The following is a 20,610-nucleotide window of genomic DNA, read 5'->3' as shown; positions in this document are numbered from 1 at the left end:
GGCTGGGAATGCAGCGACGAGACCGATCAGGGCGATGAGGGATCGGAAGGTCATGGATGGCTCCTTTGCTGAGGATCAGAACGCTTCGGCCGGCCCACGCATAGGCGCCGAGGCGGCGGCCGTGCGGAGTCGATCGAGTGCCTTTCCGCCGAATCTCAGGAACAGGATCGGCGTCAGGAACGCGTCGAGCAGGGTCGCCGTGATCAGCCCGCCGAAGATGGTAACCGCGACCGGGTGCAGGATCTCCTTGCCCGGCGCAAGCGGATCGATCAGCAGCGGAAGCAATGCGATGCTGGCAGCCAGAGCCGTCATCAGCACCGGTGTCATTCGTTCCAGGCTGCCGCGGATCACGAGCTCGCGCCCGAAGGGTTGGCCCTCGGTCAGGGAAAGATTGATGTAGTGGCTGATCTTCAGGATGCCGTTGCGCGCGGCGATGCCCGCCAGGGTGACGAAGCCGACCATGGTCGCCATCGACAGCGGCTGGCCCGCCAGGGCGAGCGCCAGCACCGCGCCGATCAGCGCCAGCGGAATGTTGCCCATGACGATCAGGGCAAGCACGCCCGATCGATAGCGGCTGTAGAGGACGGCGAAGACCAGAGTCAGGGATACCAGCGACAGCAGCCCCATCGTCCGCGTCGCCTCCTCCTGAGCCTGGAAGGTGCCCTCGATGGCGGTGAAGTATCCTTCGGGCAGCCGCGTCTCGGCCACGATCAGCCGCAGATCGGCAAGGATCGCCGCCATGTCGCGGGTGCCGTCGGTGTTGGCCAGCACCACGACGCGACGCTTGCCGCCCTCGCGCAGGATCTGGTTGGGGCCGTCGGTCTCGCGAATGTCGGCAAGCTGGCGCGCGGGCACCCATCCCGCCGGCGTCTCGATCAGAAGGTCGCCAAGCCGCTCCGTCGTCCGGTTCGTATCGTCGAGACGCATCACCACGTCGAACCGGCGGTAGCCATCGACGACGCGGCTGACGACCCGGCCGCTCGACAGGCGGCTCAGATGGTCGACGACAGCGCCGGGCTGCACGCCGTGCAGCGCCGCCCGCGCGTAATCGACGCGGATCTCGAGTTGCGGGATGCGGACCTGCTTCTCGACCTGCAGGTCGACGAGCCCCGGAACCGAGGCAAGCCGAGATTGAAGCGCTTCGGCGCTGCTGCGCAGCGTGTCGAGATCGTCGCCGAATATCTTCAAGGCGATCTCCGCGCGAACGCCCGAAAGCATGTGGTCGAGGCGGTGGGAGATCGGCTGGCCCACGTTGAACGACAGGGGCAGCACCGCCAGGACGCGTCGGATGTCGGCCACGATCTCGGCCTTCGACCGGCTGGACGGCCTGATATCGATGTCGATCTCGGAGGAGTGGACGCCTTCGGCATGCTCGTCCAGCTCGGCGCGGCCGGTACGCCGCCCGACCGCCTTCACTTCGGGTACGTCGAGGATGAGCCGCTCGGCTATCGATCCGACGCGATTCGATTCCGCCAGGCTGACTCCCGGATTGAACAGCATGTTCACCGTGAAGGTGCCCTCGTTGAAGGGCGGCAGGAAGGCACGAGGCAGCATGAAGGCGGCGCCACCCGCGACCAGCACGCCGAGCACCGCCAATGCCACGACGGGGCGGCCGTTGCGCAACGCGGCAAGCAGGCCGGCGCCATAGTGTCGCTTGAGGAAGCGGACCAGCGCGCTCTCGCCCGTGCCAAGCCGCTTCAGGCCGGGCAGCATGTAGTAAGCCATCACCGGCGTCAGCGTCACCGAGACCAGAAGGCTCGCCAGGATGGAGATGATGTAGGCTTCACCGAGCGGGGTGAAAAGTCGGCCTTCGATGCCGCCAAGCGCAAAGAGCGGCACAAACACCAGGATGATTATCAGGGTGGCGTAGACGATACCCGACCGCACCTCTTGAGAGGCTGCAACGATCACGTCGAGGGCCGGCGCCGGGTTGGTCAGCAGCCGATTTTCATGGAGGCGGCGAAAGATGTTCTCGACGTCGACCACGGCGTCGTCGACCAGCTCGCCCATGGCAATGGCGATGCCGCCAAGCGTCATGGTGTTGATGGACAATCCGAGCAGGTGGAAGATCGCGCCGGTAGTGAGGATCGACAGCGGAATGGCGGTGAGAGAGATCGCCGTGGTGCGCCAGTTGAGCAGAAAAGCGAACAGGACGACGGCCACGGCCACCGCTGCCTCGACCAGCGCGCGCCGCATGTTGTCCAGCGAGGTCTGGATGAAGCTGGCCTGACGGAACAGGATCTGATCGGCCTTGACGCCCGCCGGCAGGCTGCGCTCCAGCTCGCGCAACGCCTCCTCGATCCGGGATGTAAGGCGGAGCGTATCGACGTTGGGCTGCTTCTCCACCGAGACGATGACCGACGGCCCGCCCATGTAGCCGGCGTCGCCCCGCTTGATCTTGGGCGCAAAAGAGACGGAGGCGACCTGATGAAGGAAGATCGGCCCTCCCTCGGCATTGCCCAGCGCGACGTTGCGCAGGTCGTCCAGGCTGGTGGTGCGACCGATGTTGCGGATCAGGTATTCGCGGGCATTGAGGTCGGCGAAGCCGCCGCCGGTGTTGACGCCGAACTGGGCCAGCGCCTTCTCTACCTGCTCGTAGCTGACGCCGAGCGAGCGCATCGCGGCCGGTTGGGGAGAAACCCGGAATTGCCGGACCTCGCCGCCGATCGGGATCACCTGGGCGACGCCCGGGATGCTCAGCAGCCGCGGACGCACCGTGAAGTCCGCCAGCTCGCGCAGCTCCATCGGCGATGCCCGCTCTCCGGTGATCGCGACCAGCACGATCTGCCCCATGATCGAGGTCAAGGGCCCGAGCTGCGGGAGCGCGAAGGGTGGGAGCTGGTCGCGCAGGAAGGACAGGCGCTCGGCGACGAGCTGACGGTTACGATAGACGTCGGTTCCCCATTCGAACTCGACATAGACGATCGAAAGTCCGATGCCGGATACCGAGCGCACGCGGCTGACGCCGGGCACGCCGTTCATCTGCGTCTCGATCGGGAAGCTCACCATGGTCTCGACTTCGGGAGGCGCTAGCCCCTCCGCTTCGGTCATGATGGTCACGATCGGCCGGTTGAGGTCCGGGAAGACGTCCACGGGAATGCGCGGCAGGGCGTAGAGTCCGTATACGATCAGTGCCAGGCTGAGAGCGAGCACCAGCAGCCTGTGGCGTAAAGAGTGCGAGATGAGGACGTTGAACATCGGCGCTAGCGAACCTGATCGAGCAGCGCGGCACCCTGCACGACGATCCGCTTGCCGGGCTCGAGTCCGGCCGGGATGAGCACCCGCTTGCCGTCGAGCGGCGCAATGCGGACCGGTTTCGCAATGAAGCGCTCCGGGGAAACATGCTCGAAGACGAATTCCTGCCCGTTCGCTCCGCGCACGACGGCCGAGCGTGGCACGGCGATCCCCTGCAACCGCTCGTCGGTCGACGCGACGACCGTGACGAACTGTCCGGCGCGCAGGCCGGCGACGTCACCGGCAATGGCGAAGTGGACCGGCAGGGCCTGGTTACGATCGGCAAAGCCCGAGCCGCGGAACTCCAGCGGCAGCGTTCGTTCGCTGGCAGTCCGGGCGGTCGCCGAGGAAGGCCTCACGACGGTGAAGCTCAAGGCCTCAACCCAAAGTTTCGCGGGGTCGACGATGTGAAAAACGACCGCATTGGGTTGGGCCATCTGCCCCGCCACGGGCACACCGTCGGCAACGATGCCGTCGACAGGCGCGACCAGCGCCTCCTCCCGGCGGCTTCTGTCGAGGGACTGGCGGCGATCTCTCAGCCCTTCCAGCTCCGACTTCGCATCCTCGAGCTGCTGCCGCGCAACCGCACCGCTGACGACGAGCTGCTGGTAGCGCGCGACGCGGCGCTCGACGATGCCGATCTGCTGGTCGAGCTCACCCTGGCGCTGGCGCATGTCCGACACGTCGACAGCCTGAATCGGGGGCGTCACATAGGCGAGGATATCGCCGGCCTTCACGGCGGTACCCAGGCGCGGAAAGCCGCCGGGCGGTGCCGACAGGCGTCCGCCCACCGCGGCCTGGACGAACCCGCTCGCATTCGGGTCGGGGATGATCCGTCCCGGCAACTCGACCGAACGGTTGAATGTGCTTTGCTCGCTGACTTCGGTGCGAATCCCGAAGATCCGCTGCACCGGCTTCGGCACGAACAGGGAGCCGTCCGCGAGCCGGGCAGCCAGCTCGCCGGTCGGCGCCTGGATCGGCGCCTTCTCACCGCCATGGACATGGTTCTCGTGGGCTTCCGCCCCATTCGGCGCTCCCGCGACCGCCAGCCCCAGAACGACCAGCGCCGACACCGACCGCCGTCGCACCAGCAGCGAGAACCCCGTGCCGAGCAGCACGCCGACGCCGATCGCAGCCAACAGGACCGGTACGGGAAGCGATCCGAGCCACGCCGCAAAGCCGTGCGGGGGATGCTCATCGTGCAGTGCCGGCACGTCGAGCGACAGTGGAAGCACCTCGGTCGTCTGCCCAAGGCTCACGATCGCGATCAGATCGTAGTGGCCAGGCTTCTCAAGGAATGGCGCGTTCAGTTCGTAGAAGCCGTCCTTGGCCGTTGCGTCCAGCGGACCGGCCGGGGTCTCGATGACCACGCGAGCATTGGCGATCGGCGCATTTGTCGCAAAGTCATCGATGTATATCGACATCGCGTTGTTCTTTGCCGTGACCACCATTTCGAACGGTCCGGCTGTCGCCTCGGCGCGCGACAACGCACTGCCGCGGTTGGCCGCCGCCGCCGGCTTGTCCTCGGCGTGTACGTGGTTTTCATGGGCATGCGCCAACCATGCGACTGCAAGGCCCACCACGGCGATGATCGCCGCTGCGACAAGGCGGGAGATCGACCGGTACATTGGCCTGATCGCCTCAGAGATACTTCGAGATCGTCTTGAACTCACCTACCGCACGAGCGGTCGAACTGCCATGTCCGTTTGCGGAAACGTCGAGGCAATGTTCGATGTGATCGTGGATAAGCGCCTTCTTCGCTTCGCTGATCGCCTTCTGCACCGCATGGAGCTGTTGGGCCAGATCGAGGCAGGGACGCCCTTCCTCGATCATGTCGATGACGCGCCGCAGGTGACCCTCCGCGCGCTTCAGGCGCTTGGCGATCTGCGGATGCGTTGAGTGCAAGTGGGGATCGGACATGTACTGAGATATATCCCCCCTGGGGGATATCGCAACATCACTGTGCCGGCACGGCACCACGATGAGTTGGGTCCCAAACCCATAAGGAGGTTAGGAAAGACCGCTCGCAGCTGCCCTAGAAGCTCGGCCGGAAGAGACCGTAGCCGCGAGACCGGTCCCCCTCGGGCCGCCGTGGGCCGGGAATGAAGCCTGTCGGAAAGCCGGATGCGGGAAATCCGCGGTCGCAACCGCGCCCGTCCTCGACTCTACCTCGCTCATACGCGCATATGATGCGCTTGATCATGAGCGAGCGGGACGCTCGCGGTCCGGAAGATCATGAGAAGACTTACAAGAAGTCCGGAAGACGGTGGGCGGTGATCTCGGGGACCGGGCCGTCGAAGCGTTCGATCTCGACGAGGCAGGTCTGGGCGATGCAGCCCTGGCTGAGCTTGGAGGCGCCGATGTCGAGGGTCAGGGCGTTGGGATTGCCGTGCTTCTCGAGCAGGATGTTCGAGCCTGACAGCTCCGGGTCGAACCAGGCGCCGGTCGACAGGCGCACCACGCCGCGCCGGATGCGGTCCGACAGCCGCGCGGCCGCGAGGCAGGCGCCGCGGTCGTTGAACACCCGCAGCAGGTCGCCGTCCGCGATGCCGCGGGCTGCGGCATCATCGGGATGCATCGTGACCGGCTGGCGGCCCTTCACCTTGGTCGCCTTGGCGTGGGGGCTGTGATCGAGCTGGCTGTGCAGCTTGTCGGTCGGCTGGTCCGACAGCATGTGCAGTGGAAAGCGCTCGGCCTTCTTCGAGCCCAGCCATTCGGTCGGCTCGAGCCATACGGCGTGGCCAGGGCAATCGTCGTAGCCGAAGGAGGCGATCTTCTCGGAGAAGATCTCGATCTTGCCCGACGGTGTCCTGAGCGGATTCGCGGCGGGGTCCGCCCGAAAGCGGGCGAGCATCACCGGCTCGCGATTCTCGCCTTTGGCCTCGGCGATGCCCGCTTCCCAGAATTCCTCGAACGACGGGAAGGGCACGCCCGCCTTGGCTGACTTCTGGCGGCTCTCCTCGTGCATGTGGGCAAGCCACTGCATCGTGTCGCGGCCCTCGGTATAGACGTCGCCCGCACCGAGCCGGCGGGTGATCTCCGAGAAGATCCAGTAGTCGTCGCGCGCCTCGCCGATCGGCTCGCGCGCCTTCTTCATGGCGATCAGGAACGGCTCGCGCCGGGCGTAGCCGATGTCGTCGCGCTCGAGGCCGGTCGTGGCGGGCAGCACGATGTCGGCCATCTTCGCCGCCGGCGTCCAGAACTGCTCGTTGAATACGATCGTCTCGGGCTTGCGCCACGCGATCCGCAGGCGGTTGAGGTCCTGGTGGTGATGGAACGGGTTGCCGCCCGCCCAGTACACCAGCCGGATGTCGGGATAGGTGATCTCCTGCCCGTTGTACGGGATCTTGCCGCCCGGATTGAGCAGCATGTCGGTGAAGCGCGCGACCGGGATGAAGTCGGGGACCGCGTTGGTGCCCTGTGACAGCGTCGGGCCGGAAAACACCGGGCTGCTGCTGCCCATGATGTTGGTCGGACCGTAGCTCGCACCGAAGCCGCCGCCGGGCAGGCCGATCTGGCCCAGCATGCTGGCCAGCGTCACCAGCGCCCAGAACGGCTGCTCGCCGTGATGCGAGCGTTGCAGCGACCAGTTGATATTGACCGTCGTGCGCGTCGCCGCCATCTCGCGGGCCAGCGCCCGGATGCGGGAAGCGGGAATGCCGCAAATCCCTTCGGCCCATTCCGGCGTCCGGTCGGCGAGGGAGGGCGCGAACTTGTCGAAGCCAACCGTGCAGCGGTCGAGGAACGCGCGATCGTGGAGGTTCTCGGACAGCAGCACGTTGCACAGCGCCAGGATCAGCGCGGCGTCGGTGTTGGGCCGGATCGCCAGCCATTCGATGTCGCCGCCGGTGTCGAGATCCTCGGCGGTCGGCGTGATGTTGACGAAGCGCACGCCTTTGGCGCGCATGCCGTAGAGACCGTCCTTCAGCCGGTGCACCATGGCGCCACCGGCATTGATCTGCGCGTTCTTGTGCGGTGCGCCGCCGAAGGTGACGAACAGCTTGCAATGCTCGGCCAGCACCTCCCACGACGTGTGCATCGACATCAGCTCTTCCATGCCGGCCACGATGTGCGGCATCAGCACGCGCGCAGCGCCCAGGCTGTAGGAATCCATGTGGCGCACGTAGCCGCCGATCGCGTTCAGGAAGCGATGGACCTGGCTCTGCGCATGATGGAAGCGGCCGGCGCTCGACCAGCCGTAGGAACCGCCGAAGATCGCCCGGTTGGAGTGCGCATCCTTCACCCGCTTGAGCTCGGCGGCGACGCGATCGAGCGCCTCGTCCCACGGCAGCTCGACGAATGGCTCCTGTCCGCGTTTGTCGCTATTCGCTCCGGGGCCGCGCTCCAGCCAGCTCTTGCGGAAGGCCGGCCGGCGCACCCGGAGGCGTGCCACCTCGTCCGAAAGCATGTGCAGGCCGATCGGCGACGGATCGGGATCGTGCGAGAAAGGGTGGAGCTTCGCCGCCTGCCCCTTGTCGTCATATTCGACTTCGTAGACGCCCCAATGGGCGGCGGTGAGCGTACGCTGATGGGTCATGGAGCGACTCTACGCTTGCTTGGCGATGGACAGGAACCGGTCGACGTCGGCGGGATCGGTGTCGAAGGCGGTGACCAGCCGGAAGGCACGCTCGCCCGGCCGGTCGGACGGCCAGGGATGGTACTGCGCACCGCCGGCCTGCAGGGCGTCGTGCATGGCGGCCGGCAGAACGATGAAGATCTCGTTGGCGTCGACCGGATAGAGCAGGGCGGTGCCGTCGAGCGGCGTCAGGCCGGCGACGAGCCGGCGCGCCATGGCGTTGGCATGTCGCGCGTTGGCGAGCCACAGCCCGTCGGCGAAGTAGGCGTCGAGCTGCGAGGACAGGAGCCGCATCTTGGAGAACAGATGTCCTCCGCGCTTGCGCAGGAACTCGAAATTACCGGCCGTCGTCGAATCGAAGAAGACCACGACTTCCGCGCCCATCGCGCCGTTCTTGCTGGCGCCCAGGCTCAGCACGTCGACGCCGGCCTTCCATGAAAGCTCGGCCGGCGAGCAGCCGACGAAGGTCAGCGCGTTGGCGAAGCGCGCGCCGTCCATATGCAGCTTCAGCCCATGACGGTGCGTCGAGTTGGCGATCGCGGCCACTTCCTCGGGCGAATAGGCCGCGCCACACTCGGTCGCCTGGGCGATCGACACCGCGGCGGGCTGCGGATGATGCACGACGCCGTACACCGGCTCTGCCAATGCCAGAGAGAGCTTCTTTGGGTCGATCTTCCCCGCTGGTCCGTCGATACAGGTGAGCTTGGCGCCGCCGGTGTAGAACTGCGGCGCGTTGGCTTCGTCGACGGCGAGGTGCGAGGCGGGGTTGCAGAAGATCGCGCCCCAGGGCGGGCAGCACGTGGCCAGGGCCAGCACGTTGGCGGCCGTGCCGGTCGCCACCGGGTAGGCACACAGGTCGGGCTTCTCGAAGATCTCGCGCAGGCGATGCTCGACCTTCTGCGTCCACTGATCGGCGCCGTACGAGTGAACGGGACCGGCGGCGAAGGCGCGGCTCACTGCCTCGATGATCGCCGGATGGGCTCCGGTCTCGTTGTCGCTGCGGAAATTCAACGGATGGCTCCTGACGGGAAATCGACAGTGCCGAGCAGGGCGCCGTTGCGGGGATCGAGGATATAGAGGGTGGACCGGCCGTCGACGGCCCGGACATGCACCGTGATGCGGTCGGCCGCGGTGCCGACCGACACGACCTGGGCGCCCGACGGCAGCGTAATGCGCTCGGCAAACGAGGCGCCGCTCGATGTCGAGGTGGCTGGCGAGCCGAGGGTCGAGGGGCTAGAGATGCGACGGGCGAGCTCGGCCGCGACGACGACGAAGCCCACGACGATCAACAGGCTCATGACGATGACCAGCACCTTCAGCCAGAGCGGCGCGGAGGCGTGGGGCGTTCGGGCCGGGGAAGGGGACGCCAAGAAAACTCCATGAGTGAAGCCAAGCGCCACATCGTGACCTTCGACCAAAGCGCCACCGGCGAGCGGCTGGACCGTGCGCTGGCGGTCGCCTTGCCGACCCTTACGCGCAGCCGCGTGAAGGCCCTGATCGAAAGCCGTCGCGTTGCGCTGGCTGACGGAACGACAGTAGAAGAGCCCTCCCGCAAGGTCAAAACGGGCGATCAGTTCGTGGTCGACGTTCCGGAGCCGGAGGCGCCGACGCCGCAGCCCCAGGCGATCGATCTCGAAATCCTCTACGAGGACAGCGACCTGCTGGTGCTCAACAAGCCGGCCGGCCTGGTGGTTCATCCAGCCCCCGGCAACCCCGACAACACGCTGGTCAACGCGCTGCTGGCCCACTGCGGCGACAGCCTGTCGGGGATCGGCGGGGTGCGCCGGCCGGGCATCGTCCACCGGCTCGACAAGGACACGTCGGGGGTCATGGTGGTCGCCAAGAACGACGCCACCCATCAGGCGCTGTCGAAGCTGTTCGCCGCCCACGACCTCGTCCGCATCTACAAGGCGCTGGTCTGGGGCGCGCCGAAGGCCAAGACCGGCACGATCGAGGCGGCGATCGGCCGTCATCCGATCGACCGCAAGCGCATGGCCGTGCGTGAGACGAGCGGGCGCCACGCGACCACGGAATACTGGCTGGAAAAGCGCTTCGGGCCACCCCTCAAGCCGCTGGCGAGCCTCGTCGGGGCCAAGCTCGGCACCGGGCGGACGCATCAGGTGAGGGTCCATCTCTCCCACATCGGCTGCCCCGTGATCGGTGACCCGGTCTACGGCAGGCGCCGGAACAGCCCCGCACCCGATTCGTTGAAATCGTTCAAGAGGCAGGCGTTGCATGCCGCGGTCCTGGAGTTCCGCCATCCCGCGACCGGAAAAATCATGAAGTTCGCCTCAGAATTGCCGCAAGACATGGCAAGGCTCGTGACTGAACTGAACAGCGTTAAGTAATCCTTAGTAACTGAGAGGATTAGTAGGTTTTTCTTGACCTGTCCGGTGCCCGAGCCTTAAGGTCGGCATTAGCAGTCGACGGGTGAGAGTGCTAAACGCCCATTTACTGCCCTTTGAGAAAGGGGGATCCCCGTGAGTGCAGCTACTACAAACCTTCCCTCCCTGCCGTCGTCCCTGTCGCCGGAGGGCAATCTCAGCCGCTACCTGTCGGAGATCCGGAAGTTTCCGCTGCTCGAGCCGCAGCAGGAATTCATGCTCGCCAAGGCCTGGCGCGAGCACGGCGACACCAAGGCCGCCCATCAGCTCGTAACCAGCCATCTGCGCCTCGTCGCCAAGATCGCCATGGGCTACCGCGGCTACGGCTTGCCGGTCGCCGAGCTGATCTCCGAGGGCAACGTCGGCATGATGCAGGCGGTCAAGCGGTTCGACCCGGACCGTGGCTTCCGCCTGGCCACCTACGCCATGTGGTGGATCCGCGCCTCGATCCAGGAGTACATCCTGCATAGCTGGTCGCTCGTGAAGATGGGCACTACGGCGGCGCAGAAGAAGCTGTTCTTCAACCTGCGCAAGCTGAAGGGCCAGATGCAGGCGATCGAGGAGGGCGACCTCTCGCCCGAGCACGTGTCCAAGATCGCCACCCGCCTCGGCGTGCCCGAGGAGGAGGTGGTGAACATGAATCGCCGCCTCTCCGCGCCGGACTCTTCCCTGAACGCCGCGGTGAAGGCCGAGGGCGACATGGAATGGCAGGACTGGCTGGTCGACGACACGCCCAACCAGGAAGCCCGCCTCGGCGAGAGCCAGGAGATGGGCCAGCGCAAACGGATGCTGGCGCAGGCCCTGAAGGGCTTGAGCGACCGCGAGCGGCACATCATCGTCGAGCGCCGCCTGACCGACGAGCCCAAGACGCTCGAGGACCTGTCGGCCAAGTACGGCATCAGCCGCGAGCGCGTCCGCCAGATCGAGGTCCGTGCCTTCGACAAGCTGCAGAAGGCGATGAAGAACATGGTGGTCGAGGCCGCCACCGAGAACACCCGTAAGGTCGACGCCCACGCCGCTCGGTAAGAGCGGGCCGCGCGGTAAGATTGGGATCGTCCGTTTTTTCGGAAAGCCAAGCCGCTGTCCCTTGGCGGAAAACTGCTGCAGAATCCGGATGTGAGCATACGTCTGGCGAATGATAGCAGCGGACTGGAGGCCCAACCGGTCCTCGCCCAGCTCGACAGGATCCGGCGCAGTGCCGTGTTCGCCGGATCGGAGCGGCTGCTGGCCTTCCTGAGTTTTGTCGTCGAGGAAACGGTGCGCGGCGGCGGCGACTCACTCAAGGAGGCGGTGATCGGCAACGCGGTCTACGCGCGCGATCCACCCTACGATCCGCGAATTGATTCGACGGTGCGCGTGGAGGCGCGGCGTCTCCGCCTCAAGCTGCGGGAATACTACGAGGGGGAGGGTCGCGGCGATCCGGTCGTCATCGACCTTCCTGCCGGCCGCTATGTTCCCACGTTCGTGCCCAACCGGCGCTCCGTGACCGCTACACGGCGCGACCCGCAGCTATTCGAGCAGGGGACCGGCGCAAGAATTGCGATCCTGCCGACGCGTGCCCTGTCGGCGGATCCGGCCGACCAGAGCTTTGCCGACGGGCTGACGGACGAGCTGATGTTTGCCTTTCGCGACGCGCAGGGCTTGCGCATTACCTCGCGCGATCTGGCCTTCGGGTACCGCGACAGCCCGCGGCCACTGGCCGAGATCGCCGTAGCGCTCGGCGTCGATGCGGTCATACATGGGACCGTGCGGCGCCATCCCGGCATCCTGCGCATCACCGTCGAAGTGTCTGATCCCAAGGGCTTCGTCGTCTGGTCCGACCGGTTCGATATCCCGGACGAGGACCGGCTGTTGATCCAGGAGCGGGTCGCGGCGACGACCGTCAGCCGCGTGCGGTTCGACAATTCGTCGCTGCGTGCCGGCCGGATGCGGCCGCTGCCGACGGCGCTCGAGGCAAATGCCAGGGTCTATCGCGCGCGCCAGTTGCTCGATCAGCAAACGCCGGCGGCGATCGCCCGTGCACTCGATTTGTTCCGGGAGGTTGCGCGCGGCGCTCCGGACTATGGCCGCGGCCATTCCGGCGTCGCCGATTGCCTATGCGATCTGTACCGGCTCGGCCTGAAGGATCGGGCAGAGGCGGTGGCCGAGGCCAGGCCGGCCGTTCGCCGCGCTCTCGAGGTCGATCCCGGTTCCGTTGAGGCACATTGCGCGCTGGCCACCATCGCTGCCTGGCTCGACGGCGATGCCGAGACGGCGCAGGCAATGTACGCCAAGGCCCTGGCGCTCGGCGGAAATGCACGCTCGAACCGGCTGCATGGCCTGTTCCTGACGCTGCACCGCCGCTTCGACGAGGCCGAGCGTGCCCTGCGTGAGGCGAGGTCTATCGAGCCCTATTCCTCGCACCAGGACATCGTCGAGGCCATACATGCCTATCAGGGGCGGTTTGCCCCGCCGGATCCCAAGGTGTTCGCGCATGCCGCAATTCCGATAGAGGTGCTGGTCAACGCCGCGCTCTCGGAATCGGTGACCGGCCGGCAGCGCGATTGGCCGGCTCCGACCGGACCATCTGGCCATGCCGGGGAGCGCGGGCCCGATATGGTCCATGCCGACATCGAGTTGGCGGCCTGGCGGGGCGACCGCGATCGTGCCCGTGCCGCCCTCGACTCCGAAGATCCAAAGGCGAGCGCGTTCGCCCGGGCAGCGCTGGCGGCGGCGGTCGGCGATAGGCAACAATCCCTGGAGGCGGCCGGACATTCGGTCGAGCGTGGGGAATTCGCCGCGAACTGGCTGCGAACCGATCCTCGCTTCGACTGCCTACGGGATCTGCCCGCCTTCCAGGCGCTGCTGGACAGGCTTCCCTAACAGTGAGTCACACTGCGCCTCACTCCGGGGCTGCGGGCCGCTCCCTGTAGACTATACTGAAGGGCGCTGGCCCCCCACCGCCGACAGACCGACGTCATGGATCAGACATCAAAAGAAGGCACCCGAACGCCGGTGGGCACGCCACGCGTTGCGGCGTTGATCGTCGCCGTTCCGATAGCGGCGATCGTCGCGTTGTCGATGTGGTATCTCGTGCGGCCGCAGCCGTTGCTCATCCAGGGCGAGGCCGATGCCACCCGCATCGACATCGCGGCTCGGGTCGATGGCAGAGTGGCGACACGTCCAGTGCAGCGGGGCGACGATGTCCAGGCCGGGCAGCTCCTTGTCACGATCGACAATCCGGAACTGACCAGCCGGCTCGCCGAGGCGCAGGCGGCTCGCGCCGTCGCGCTTGCAGACCTCAAGCGCATCGAGGTGGGCACGCGCGCCGAGACCATCGAGGCACGCCGCGCCGCCCTGTCTGCCAGCGAGGCCAATGCAAAGCTTGCCGAGCAAAGCTACGAGCGCACGCGGCAGCTGACTGCGCGCGACTATGCCTCCATGCAGAAGCTGGACGAGGCGACGGCCAATCTCGACGTGACGCGCCGGGCGCGGCAGCAGTCGAAGCTCGCGCTCGACGAGGCGGTCAACGGCTATACGGCGGAGGAGCGCGGCGTAGCGCAAGCGGCGGTCGCCAAGGCCGAGGCTGCGATCGCGACCTTGCAGGCTCAGGTCCGCGAGCTGACGATCAAGTCGCCCGCCGCAGCGCAGCTCTACCAGACCGGCGCCGAACCCGGCGAGTATGTTTCGCCCGGGGTGCCGCTGCTCACTCTTGTCGACCTGTCGGACGTGTGGGTCCGGTTCGATCTGCGCGAGGACCTGATGCAGGGGCTCAAGGTCGGCGACCGGTTCGAGGTCCGTGCGCCGGCGCTGGGCGACAAGCCGATCACGGTGGTGGTGCGCCGGATCGCCACCCGGGGCGAATATGCGGGCTGGCGGGCCACCCGGGCGACCGGCGACTTCGACCTGCGCACGTTCGAGATCCGGGCCTATCCGGCCGATCCTACGCCGGCCCTGCGGCCCGGCATGAGCGTCTACGCCGACTGGCATCAGCGGTGATGGCACGCCGCCGGTCGACCGGTCTGCTCGCCGTCGCGGCGCGCGAGGTCGACTGGATCTGGCATGACCGGGTCGCGCTGCTGCTGCTGGTCGGCGTACCGGTGCTGGCCTTTGCGATCCTGTCCTTTACCTTCGGCAACGCCGTGATTCGCGACCTGCGCGTCGACGTGGTGGACGCCGACAACACGCCGACCTCGCAGACCTTTGTCCTCGCCGTCAATGCGGCACCGGGCGTGGCGGTGACCCGGCGATCGGCCGACCTGACCGGCGCCATGCAGGCGGTCCGCTCTGGGCAGGCGATCGCCGCGGTGTACTTGCCGCGCAACCTCGAGCGCGATATCGAGGCGGGCCGGCGGCCGCAGATCGTGATCTTCCACAACAAGCAATATTTCACGCCCGGCAATGTCGCTTCGAGTGCCCTGACCGGCGCCCTGTCGGCCGGCGCGGCGGAGGTGGCGGTCCGCCCGGCGGCCGCACGCTATGCGCCTGGACCGCTGGTGATCGAGCAATATGTGCTGACCAATCCGGCACTCAACTACGCGCAGTTCCTGCTGCGTGCCATCTTGCCGATCGTGCTGCATGTCGTAATTGCCATCGCCGGCGGCTATGCGGTCGGATCGGAATTCGAGCGGCGCGATCTGCGGGGATGGATGGCGGCGGCTGGCGGCGACGCGTTGACGGCGCTGCTCGGCAAGCTCGCACCCTATTTCGCTATCTTCCTGCTGCTGCTGGTCGGCGCGGCCTTTACCATCCACGACGGCTTCGGTGTGCCGTTCCGCGGCGACTCGGCGCTCGCCGGCGTCGCGGGCTGCCTTTTCATTGCGGCCTATCTGTTTGTAGGCGCGCTGTTCCAGCTTCTCGCGCGCAATCTCCCGTTCGGGTTGTCGCTCACCGGCATCTTCTGCTCGCCCGCCTTCGGTTTTGCCGGGGTCGGCTTCCCCGTTCTGGCGATGGGCGATTTCGCGCGCTGGTGGGGCAGCCTGCTGCCGGCGCGCTGGTACCTGCAGGTGCTGTCGGACCAGGCAGCGCGCGGCACGCCACCCCGCGACTCGATCGAGCCGCTCGCTGTGCTCGCCGCGCTGGCGGTTGGATTCCTGTTGCTGGCATGGCTGCGCTTGCGATCCATTGCCGGCAAGCCACTGCCGCCGGCGGAACAGGCACCCGAGCCGCCATCGCAGCGGATTGGCCTGGTGCGGGCGTTCGTCGCCGAATACGGCAGGGCATTGCGCGACCGTGGAGCTTTCGGCCTGTTCGTGCTGGCGCCGATCATCTACGGCCTCTTCTACCCGCAGCCCTACACAGGCCAGCTCGTGCGGGCCATCCCGATCGCCGTCGTCGACCAAGATTCGTCGGAACTCAGCCATACCCTGGTGCAGGGGCTGAACGCGCACGAGGCGATCCGCGTGGTGGCCCGTCCAACGACCCTCGCCGATGCCCAGGCTGCGCTGCAGCGGCGCGAGGTCTTCGCCATCCTCGACATCCCGGCTGGCACCGAGCGGGACGTGCTGGCTGGCCGGCGCGCCCGGCTGCCTGCCTACGTCGATTCGATCTACTTCCTGCTCTACAACCGCACGCTCCAGGGCATCTCCGAGGCAGCCGGCGCGGTGAATGCCGACATCCAGTCTGGCAATGCCCGCGACGACGGCAGCCTTTATCGCGCGGCGCTGGCGCGGAACTCCCCAGTCGAGGTCGTGAACCAGCCGCTGTTCAACCCCACCGGCGGTTATGCCAGCTACATCGTGCCGGCGGCCTTCATGCTGATCGTGCAGCAGACCGTGCTGATGGGCGTGGCGTCGCTGGGTGGCGCGGCCTTCGAGCTCGGCGGTACCGGCGCGCGGCGACGGCGCGGCGCGCCGGCCGCGGTGCTGGGGCAGGGCCTCGCCCATCTCCTTCTGGCATTGCCGGGCGCGATACTCTTTCTGGTCGTCTTGCCGCGATTCTACGGGTTTGCGGCGACTGCCAGGATCGGCGATCTGCTGGCCGTGTTGGTGCCGTTCATCCTTTCCGTCAGCTTCCTCGGGCAGCTGGTCAGCGGCTGGTTCACCCGGCGCGAGACGGCGGTGTTGCTGTTCATCGCGATGGGCCTGCCGCTCTTCTTTCTGGTAGGCGTCGCCTGGCCGGTGGAGGCAATCCCGCCCGCCGTTCGGATGGCGAGCCTGGTCGTCCCCAGCACCTCAGCCATCGATGCGCTGGTCCGTGTCAACCAGATGGGCGCTGCCGTCACCGACGTGTTCGACGACTGGGTGCGCCTATGGATATTGGCCCTGTTGTTCGGCGCGGCGGCGTCGAGCGCGGTCTTTTTCCGAAGCCGGAGTACCGTTCATGCCTAGGCGCAGGCTCCTCGTCGTGTCGGGGCTCGTCGTGGTCGCGGCTGCTGCGATGCTGGTGATCCGGCCGTGGCGGCAACCTCCGGTACCGCCGATCGCCGGCATGGTGCGGCAGACCGAGATCCGAATCGCTCCCGAGATCACAGGGCGGCTGGCGTCGCTCGCCGTCCGGGCCGGGCAAAAGGTACGCAAGGGCGAGCTTCTCGCGACGCTCGACAATCCGGAGCTGGCGGCTTCGCTGGGCGAGGCGGAAGCGGCGGCGCGCAGCGCCGCGGCCGAGCGTGCCCGCATTTATTCGGGCATGCGCGCCGAGGAGGTCGCCATCCTCGACCAGAGCGTCGCGACGGCCGAGGCCAATCTCGCGCTGGCGCGGCAGGAGCAGGCTCGCGCCGCTGCGTTGGCCGCCCGAGATTTCGCCAGCCGTCAGACGCTCGACGAGACCGATGCCGCGCTTGCCAAGCAGACGGCAGACCTCGCATTCAAGCGGGCACAGCTCGATGCTGCGCGGGCAGGGCCGACGGTAGAGGAGCGAACCTTGGCCGATTCGCGGGTCGCCCTTGCCGACGCCACGGTCGCCGCCTTGCGCGCGCGGGTCGACAAAACGAGGATCGTCGCGCCTGCCGACGGCGCGGTCGGCATCCTTGTGGTTGAGCCGGGCGAGATCGTGCCGGTCGGCAAACCCGTCGTGACCCTGCAGATCGAGTCGGAGCCGTGGTTCGCCTTCACGGTCCGGGAGGATGCGCTGCATGGCCTCGGCATCGGCTCGGAGGTCCGGCTGTCGACTGGTGACGGTCGTCCGGTGCGCGCCCGCGTGGCCGAATTGCGCGCGCTCGGCGAGTTCGCCACCTGGCGCGCCGCGCGCGCCGTCGGCGACCACGACCTCAACAGTTTCCGCATGCGGCTCGATCCCCTGGAGGCGGCGCCCGACGGGCTGCGGCCCGGCATGACGGTGTGGCTGCCGAGCGGCGCGTGATGGACCTTCCGACATTCGGCCAGCTGGCCCGCGACCCGTTCGTCCAGACGGGCGTGCTTGCGCTGCTGGGCGTGATCGTGACGCGCTTCCTGCTGCGGCACTATCCGACGCATCGCCTGATCTGTCAGTTCGGCCTCTTCCTGATGCTGACGGCGCTGCTGTTCTATCACGGCATCGTTCCCTATGAGATCGCACCCGACACGACGCCGACCGTCCAGCGCATCTTCGCCGCTGCCGCCAAGATCGTCTGGTGGATCAACGCCGCCTGGGTGCTGACCGGCTTCACGCGCGTGTTCCTGATCTTCGAGCGGCGGCCGCGCGAGGGCCGCCTGATCCAGGATCTCGTCGTCGGGCTGATCTATCTCGGCGCCGCGCTATCGATCGTCGCCTATGTGTTCAGCGCGCCGATCGGTACGCTGATCGCGACCTCCGGCGTTTTCGCCATCATTCTCGGTCTCGCGCTGCAGAGCACGCTGGCCGACCTCTTCTCCGGCATCGCGCTCAACTTCAACAAGCCCTACGAGGTCGGCGACTGGATCGTCCTCGGCGACGGCCTGGAAGGCAGGGTAGTCGAGACCAACTGGCGCGCGACGCACCTGCTGAACGGCTCGAACGACCTGGTGATCCTGCCTAACAGCGGGCTGGCCAAGGCCCAGATGACCAATCTGAGCAGCCCCAACCGCAGCCATGGCGTGAAGCTGCGCATCCGGATCGCGCCCACCATGGCCCCATCGGCGATCTGCGAGGTGATGCGCACGGCCCTGCTCAGCAGCAACACGATCATGGCAGCGCCACCGCCGGCGGTGGAGATCAAGTCGCTCGACGCCCATGCCGTCGAGCTGGAGCTATCCTTCCGGGTCCTCGACTTCTCGACGGCCGCTGTCGCACGGCACGAGGTCTTCGACCTGGTCTATCGGCATGTGAAGGCGTCGGGCCTCTCGCTTGCGCCGCCCAAGGAGGCGTCGATCCTCTTGGCCGACCATGGACCCGCTCCGGCCGCCGAGACGACGCGCAGCGTTGCGCTCCGCCTGCTCGACGCTGTCCCCCTGTTCATCTCCCTCACCGAGGAGGAGAAGGGGGCACTGGCTGCTACGATGACCCGCCGGAATTTCCGCAAGGACGAGATGATCGTCGACCAGAGCGCCCATCTCGGGGCGCTGATGATCGTGCGCAACGGTGTCGTGGCGATAATTCATTGCGACGGCACGCACGAGGTGGAGCTCGAGCGCCTGGCACCCGGGGATTATTTTGGCGAGGGCGGCCTGTTCGCCGGCACGACCGAACCGTCCAGGCTGCGCGCCTTGACGCCGGTGGTCGTCTATGAGGTAGGACCAGCTGGCGTTGCCCACCTGCTTCAGGAGCGGCCGAGCATTGCGGATGAGATCGGCGTGACCCTGGCGCGCCGCAGCCACCATGTCGTAGCGGCGCTCGATAGCGCCGATGGCGCCGATGCCGGCGGTTCCGTCGGCCGGCTTGTCACCCGCATCCGGCAGCTCTTCGATGTCGCTCATGGGGCGTGACGGCTCCCTGTGTTCCGCCGTCTGCGGGCGGAAGGCGGCCCGAAGGGCCGGAAGGGGGGCTTCGTCTTCGTATCCGTCGATGCCTGGCAGAAAGGGTCTCATGACCCCCAAACGGCGCTACGCGCCACCTTCCCCCGCAGACGGGGGAAGGCATGAATATCCTGGCTCGAGCTACGGTTGGATGGATCTCGAAGTCATCTTCGCGGCCGCTACACGTAGACCTTCGCGAGTTCGGCATGGGACCATTTGGCCGCTTCTTCGGCCGGCATGCCCTGGATCGCCTTCGCGTACATGTTGACGACGATGTACTTGCTGACCGCTTCCGCTGATCGTCGGTCTGGCGGCCCCGCCCAGCCCGCCAGCCGGCCCTTGCCCGGCAGGTCGTGGAACGGCTTCAGTGCCGGATCGGCATCCCACACCGGGTGCGTTGCCCACGTCTTGGTGGCGCCGCAGGTGTAGCCCTGCTGCGACGTGAACCACTGATCGTACACTGGCTTGGAATGGATCCAGCGCAGGAAGTCCTTGGCAGGCTTCTGGTTCTTGGAGTAGCCCATCAGGAGATCGGTCTGCGGGCCGACATAGACGAACTGGCCGCCGGCGCCCCTCGGAATGGCGGCGTGCCCAATGTCCTGCGCCATCGGGGTGTCCTTCTCGGTCCTGTAGGTGTCGGGCTTTCTCTTGGCCTCGATGTAGATCGAGGCGCCGTTGTTGGTGGCGCTGATGGTCTGCGACAGGAAGGCGCGGTTGTTGTTGGTGTCGTCCCAGGCCATGCCGCCTTCGTCCATCGTCTCCTTCCAGAGCGCGACCGCGAACTTGATCGATTCGACGGTTTCCTTGCTGTTCAGGACGACGGTCTTGCCGTCGGCTTCGACCTCCTTGCCGCCCCACGACCACAGGTAGGGATACCACCAGCCGGGCGCGTCGCCGAACGTCTGGCCCACGGTCTGGCCGATCGGCCGCCCTTTGGCCTTGAGCTTTCTGCCGGCGTCACGGAACGTATCCCAGTTTTCGGGAAAGCTGTTGTGGCCAACCTCCGCGAACCAGGACTTGCGGTACGCGATCAATCCACCGCCAGCCGTCCACGGCACGCCGATGCATTTGCCGCCAACCGTGGCGACCAGACGGGAGGTGTCGTAGTAGCCGCCCTGTGCCTCTGCGATCTCCTCGGCCACGTCGCTGGCATCGGCCAGGCTGTCGCCGTAAAGCTGCGGCCAGTTGCCGATCGCCATGATGATGTCGGCGCCGGTTCCGGACTGGATGGCCGAGGTGATACGCGGCTGCAGGTCGTTGGCGTTGACGGTCTCGAGCTTGAGGGTGATGCCCGTCGCCTTCTTGCATTCCTGCACGATCTGGTTCTTCAGCAGCGTGTCGGACGCCGGCACGAAATCGGCCCATCGCAGCCAATGGACGTTCGCCGTTCCTTGAGCGAGGGCGGGCGCCCGTCCGGTCGCCAGGATGGCGGCCATGCCACCGGCATGAGTTATGAGCTTGCGCCGCGAGATGCGAGTCATGGTGTTGCCTCCTGTGATTTTGAATCGGAAAGAGAACGCGTCGTTGAGTTCTGAAACCACGCATGCCCGGGCGCCGACTGGAGCAGCGCCGAGGTATCGTCAGCCAA

14 protein-coding genes are annotated in these 20,610 nt (G+C 66.9%); 7 read left to right on the top strand and 7 right to left on the bottom strand.

The window, feature by feature from the left end; translation table 11 throughout:
- Positions 1-75: 75 nt before the first annotated feature.
- From ACQY8M_RS30505 to ACQY8M_RS30480, 6 genes are all read right to left on the bottom strand, one after another.
- Complete coding sequence (locus ACQY8M_RS30505) at positions 76-3,198, bottom strand: efflux RND transporter permease subunit (RefSeq protein ID WP_428664041.1); 3,123 nt, start codon at positions 3,196-3,198, stop codon at positions 76-78.
- 5 nt (positions 3,199-3,203) lie between these two features.
- A complete protein-coding gene (locus ACQY8M_RS30500; RefSeq protein ID WP_428664038.1) occupies positions 3,204-4,862 on the bottom strand; it encodes an efflux RND transporter periplasmic adaptor subunit in 1,659 nt (552 codons plus the stop codon).
- Positions 4,863-4,875: 13 nt separating this feature from the next.
- On the bottom strand, positions 4,876-5,154 hold the full coding sequence (locus tag ACQY8M_RS30495) for a metal-sensing transcriptional repressor (protein WP_428664035.1): 279 nt from the start codon (positions 5,152-5,154) through the stop codon (positions 4,876-4,878).
- A 325-nt stretch (positions 5,155-5,479) separates the two neighbouring features.
- Entirely contained in the window at positions 5,480-7,771 is a 2,292-nt protein-coding gene (locus ACQY8M_RS30490; RefSeq protein WP_428664033.1) for a molybdopterin guanine dinucleotide-containing S/N-oxide reductase, read from the bottom strand.
- A gap of 9 nt (positions 7,772-7,780) precedes the next feature.
- Positions 7,781-8,821 carry a threonine aldolase family protein gene (locus tag ACQY8M_RS30485; protein ID WP_428664031.1) on the bottom strand — a complete coding sequence of 347 codons (1,041 nt, stop codon included), beginning with the start codon at positions 8,819-8,821 and terminating at the stop codon, positions 7,781-7,783.
- Positions 8,818-9,180 carry a DUF6476 family protein gene (locus ACQY8M_RS30480; RefSeq protein ID WP_428664028.1) on the bottom strand — a complete coding sequence of 121 codons (363 nt, stop codon included), beginning with the start codon at positions 9,178-9,180 and terminating at the stop codon, positions 8,818-8,820. Before ACQY8M_RS30480 ends, ACQY8M_RS30485 begins: the two co-directional genes overlap by 4 nt.
- Positions 9,181-9,189: 9 nt before the next feature.
- Between ACQY8M_RS30480 and ACQY8M_RS30475 the strand changes: the two genes are divergently transcribed.
- From ACQY8M_RS30475 to ACQY8M_RS30445, 7 genes are all read left to right on the top strand, one after another.
- Positions 9,190-10,158 carry an RluA family pseudouridine synthase gene (locus ACQY8M_RS30475; RefSeq protein ID WP_428664025.1) on the top strand — a complete coding sequence of 323 codons (969 nt, stop codon included), beginning with the start codon at positions 9,190-9,192 and terminating at the stop codon, positions 10,156-10,158.
- A 132-nt stretch (positions 10,159-10,290) separates the two neighbouring features.
- Entirely contained in the window at positions 10,291-11,220 is a 930-nt protein-coding gene (gene rpoH / locus ACQY8M_RS30470; RefSeq protein WP_428664022.1) for an RNA polymerase sigma factor RpoH, read from the top strand.
- A 90-nt stretch (positions 11,221-11,310) separates the two neighbouring features.
- On the top strand, positions 11,311-13,056 hold the full coding sequence (locus tag ACQY8M_RS30465) for a hypothetical protein (protein WP_428664019.1): 1,746 nt from the start codon (positions 11,311-11,313) through the stop codon (positions 13,054-13,056).
- Positions 13,057-13,152: 96 nt separating this feature from the next.
- A complete protein-coding gene (locus tag ACQY8M_RS30460; protein WP_428664016.1) occupies positions 13,153-14,172 on the top strand; it encodes an HlyD family secretion protein in 1,020 nt (339 codons plus the stop codon).
- Positions 14,172-16,502 (top strand): ABC transporter permease, encoded by a 2,331-nt coding sequence (locus tag ACQY8M_RS30455; protein ID WP_428664014.1) that lies wholly within the window; start codon positions 14,172-14,174, stop codon positions 16,500-16,502. The genes ACQY8M_RS30460 and ACQY8M_RS30455 overlap by 1 nt, the downstream gene beginning before the upstream one ends.
- Complete coding sequence (locus ACQY8M_RS30450; RefSeq protein ID WP_428664011.1) at positions 16,495-17,472, top strand: HlyD family secretion protein; 978 nt, start codon at positions 16,495-16,497, stop codon at positions 17,470-17,472. Before ACQY8M_RS30455 ends, ACQY8M_RS30450 begins: the two co-directional genes overlap by 8 nt.
- Positions 17,469-18,992, top strand: a complete 1,524-nt coding sequence (locus ACQY8M_RS30445; protein WP_428675542.1) for a mechanosensitive ion channel domain-containing protein — start codon at positions 17,469-17,471, stop codon at positions 18,990-18,992. Before ACQY8M_RS30450 ends, ACQY8M_RS30445 begins: the two co-directional genes overlap by 4 nt.
- A gap of 209 nt (positions 18,993-19,201) precedes the next feature.
- Here the strand turns inward: ACQY8M_RS30445 and ACQY8M_RS30440 are convergent, their stop codons facing one another.
- Entirely contained in the window at positions 19,202-20,503 is a 1,302-nt protein-coding gene (locus ACQY8M_RS30440; protein ID WP_428664008.1) for an ABC transporter substrate-binding protein, read from the bottom strand.
- Positions 20,504-20,610: the final 107 nt, after the last annotated feature.

The organism is Reyranella sp., from assembly GCF_965279465.1.
GTDB lineage: Bacteria > Pseudomonadota > Alphaproteobacteria > Reyranellales > Reyranellaceae > Reyranella.
The sequence above is the reverse complement of the archived record's forward strand: the minus strand, read 5'-3'. Positions and strand labels throughout refer to the sequence as shown.

Excerpts from the sequence above, each read along its gene's own strand:
- ACQY8M_RS30475 (WP_428664025.1), top strand. The coding sequence starts at position 9,190 with ATGAGTGAAGCCAAGCGCCACATCGTGACCTTCGACCAAAGCGCCACC.
- ACQY8M_RS30490 (WP_428664033.1), bottom strand. The coding sequence starts at position 7,771 with ATGACCCATCAGCGTACGCTCACCGCCGCCCATTGGGGCGTCTACGAA.
- ACQY8M_RS30505 (WP_428664041.1), bottom strand. The coding sequence starts at position 3,198 with ATGTTCAACGTCCTCATCTCGCACTCTTTACGCCACAGGCTGCTGGTG.
- ACQY8M_RS30440 (WP_428664008.1), bottom strand. The coding sequence starts at position 20,503 with ATGACTCGCATCTCGCGGCGCAAGCTCATAACTCATGCCGGTGGCATG.
- ACQY8M_RS30500 (WP_428664038.1), bottom strand. The coding sequence starts at position 4,862 with ATGTACCGGTCGATCTCCCGCCTTGTCGCAGCGGCGATCATCGCCGTG.
- ACQY8M_RS30455 (WP_428664014.1), top strand. The coding sequence starts at position 14,172 with ATGGCACGCCGCCGGTCGACCGGTCTGCTCGCCGTCGCGGCGCGCGAG.
- ACQY8M_RS30460 (WP_428664016.1), top strand. The coding sequence starts at position 13,153 with ATGGATCAGACATCAAAAGAAGGCACCCGAACGCCGGTGGGCACGCCA.
- ACQY8M_RS30495 (WP_428664035.1), bottom strand. The coding sequence starts at position 5,154 with ATGTCCGATCCCCACTTGCACTCAACGCATCCGCAGATCGCCAAGCGC.
- ACQY8M_RS30450 (WP_428664011.1), top strand. The coding sequence starts at position 16,495 with ATGCCTAGGCGCAGGCTCCTCGTCGTGTCGGGGCTCGTCGTGGTCGCG.